The following is a 2,481-nucleotide window of genomic DNA, read 5'->3' on the forward strand; positions in this document are numbered from 1 at the left end:
GAAGAACCTGATGCAGATCGCACAGGGAGAAGACATCGGATTCGTTTATGGGAAAGGTAAGCATAAACCGGAGATCCAGAAGCTTTACGAGGAACTGGAAGAATGCGGGACCCGTCTGATGGAGTATAAAGAATGCTTTGAGATCATGGGGAAAGGCCGCAACAGCTATTCCAAAACAGACATGGAAGCAACCTTCATGCGGATGAAAGAAGAGTGCGACAAGAAGCGGCTTCTTCTTGAAATATTTCAGTATAGATTAATAACTCTAGTATCCCAGTGATAGGGATATTCCCATCCGAAACTGCGCTACAGGTAACTGTGGGGTGGGTTGCATGAGGAAAAGCCTAATCCCAAACTTAGCATCCATAGAACGGGAGGGCGAGGGAAAGATTTGCATGGTATGTAATTAAATATCGTGACATTCAGCATTGGATGGATGTGAATGCCAATGTAATGCAGATAGGAAAACATTACTTCTTCTTAATGTCAGTTATCACCCATATATCTGCCGGTATAGTGAACATACCTAAACAAATCGAATCTGAAAGAAGCTGAACTTGGTAAGCCCTGCAGCGTCCAATCCTATAAAGGTTGGTAGACTGACCGCAAGGAAGGCACAATTCCCTGTAGGGTATAGGAGCGTTGGAAAAAGCAAAGGCCATCAAGGTGCAAACCGGCAGGAATAAGAAATAACTGGATGGATACACGATAAAGTGACTCGAAAGAGAGCTGACTTCCAACTGGTATACAACACGAAAGAAAGCGGAAAGCAACCTGTTAAAAGGAGGATGACAGATGAGAAATACTTTATTACAAATAAAGTCCACAACGTCCTTCCCTACGAACTGGAAAGAACTACAATGGAAACAAATCCGTAAGTATGTAAACAGGCTGCAACAACGAATCTATCGTGCCGAAAGTTTGGGGAACAAACGAAAAACAAGACAGTTACAGCGGCTGCTAATGCGAAGCAAGGCGGTATTGCTGCTTTCTATCAGAAGAATTACTCAGGAAAACAAAGGGAGAAAGACGGCTGGAGTAGATGGCATAACGATACAGACAGATATCGAACGTATGAATCTCTACCGAAAAATGTGCAATCGTACTATAGCATATCACAACCCCAAACCCTCTTACCGTACTTATATAAAAAAGAAAAACGGGAAATTACGTCCGTTAAGCATCCCAGTAATCATAGATCGAATCTGGCAGAATGTAATGAAAATAGCACTGGAGCCACAATGGGAATACCGTTTTGAACCAACCTCTTATGGATTCCGACCAGAAAGAGGCTGCCATGATGCGATTGAGCGAATCTATAAATACCTGGTGTTCGGAAAAAGGCGATGGGTATTTGAGGGAGACTTTAAAGGCTGTTTCGACAATCTCAACCATAGTCATATATTAGAACAAATCAAAGGAATTCCAAACAGAAAAGTCATTGAGAAATGGCTGAGAGCAGGATATGTAGACGATGGTTTATTTTATAGTACAAAATCCGGAAGTGGTCAAGGTTCAGTAATATCACCATTATTAGCGAACGTAGCTCTGCACGGAATGGAAAAGGCTCTTGGAATCAAGTATTACGTAAACAAACGCAGTGACGGGTATACATGGGCAGTTAATCCAACAGCCTATGCAATGACACGATATGCGGATGACTTTGTAGTTATGTGTAATACAAAACAGCAGGCCGAAAGCGTATATAATAAACTGAAACCATATCTCGCTCAAAGAGGGCTTGAATTAGAGGAAACAAAAATAGTAGAGGTGACAAAGGGGTTTGATTTTCTGGGTTTTAATATTTGGCGATATAAAACTGCGAAGGGCGAACAGTTATTTATAAAACCTTCCAAGGACAGTATCAAGAAAAGCAAACGTAAAATCTCTGATATTACTTATCAGGTACGAGGACACAAGGTGGATGTGCTTATTCAAAAACTGAATCCAGTCATTCTGGGAATAGCAAACTACTGGAGACCAGAGGTGTCAACTAAGGCATTCGCAGATATGGATAAACACATAGTTAATGTGACGTATCGCTTCTTGAGAAGAACCCACAGAAAGAAAAATAATAAATGGATTAGGGAAAGATATTTTCGAGAAGATTATAGAGGAATAAGTGCCAATCGATGGATTCTCTCATCTCCAAATCAACACAATCTGCAACTTATGAAGATGACCTGGGTGCACATCAAGAGACATGTCCTGATTAAACATGATGCAAGTCCATTCAACGCCGAACTAGCAAAATATTTTAAGGATAGAAAGAGAAAGTCAAGGAACCAAGAGAACGGAAAAAAGTATGCTTGAGCTGTATGTCATGAAAGTGACACGTACAGTTCTTAGGCGGGAAAGAGGGAGTAATCTCTCCGACCTAGCCGACCCATATGCTGAACGGGCAGTTAAAACCAGCATACAATGTCCAGATCGCGGTGGAGAATTACTTTATCGTCCACGGATATGTAAGCAATGACCGGA

Annotated in this window: 1 protein-coding gene and 1 pseudogene; both read left to right on the forward strand. The window is 41.4% G+C overall.

The features are described from left to right. Window positions 1-214: pseudogene (locus ABID13_RS28520) on the forward strand (IS1182 family transposase); the annotation flags it as partial. A 581-nt stretch (window positions 215-795) separates the two neighbouring features. Next, window positions 796-2,313 (forward strand): group II intron reverse transcriptase/maturase, encoded by a 1,518-nt coding sequence (ltrA, locus tag ABID13_RS28525; protein WP_053095387.1) that lies wholly within the window; start codon window positions 796-798, stop codon window positions 2,311-2,313. Window positions 2,314-2,481: the final 168 nt, after the last annotated feature.

It is taken from the genome of Enterocloster citroniae, from assembly GCF_040545455.1.
In the GTDB taxonomy this organism is placed as follows: domain Bacteria; phylum Bacillota; class Clostridia; order Lachnospirales; family Lachnospiraceae; genus Enterocloster; species Enterocloster citroniae.

What these genes read in the sequence shown, in the direction of transcription:
- ltrA (WP_053095387.1), top strand. Translation starts at nt 796, where the DNA reads ATGAGAAATACTTTATTACAAATAAAGTCCACAACGTCCTTCCCTACG.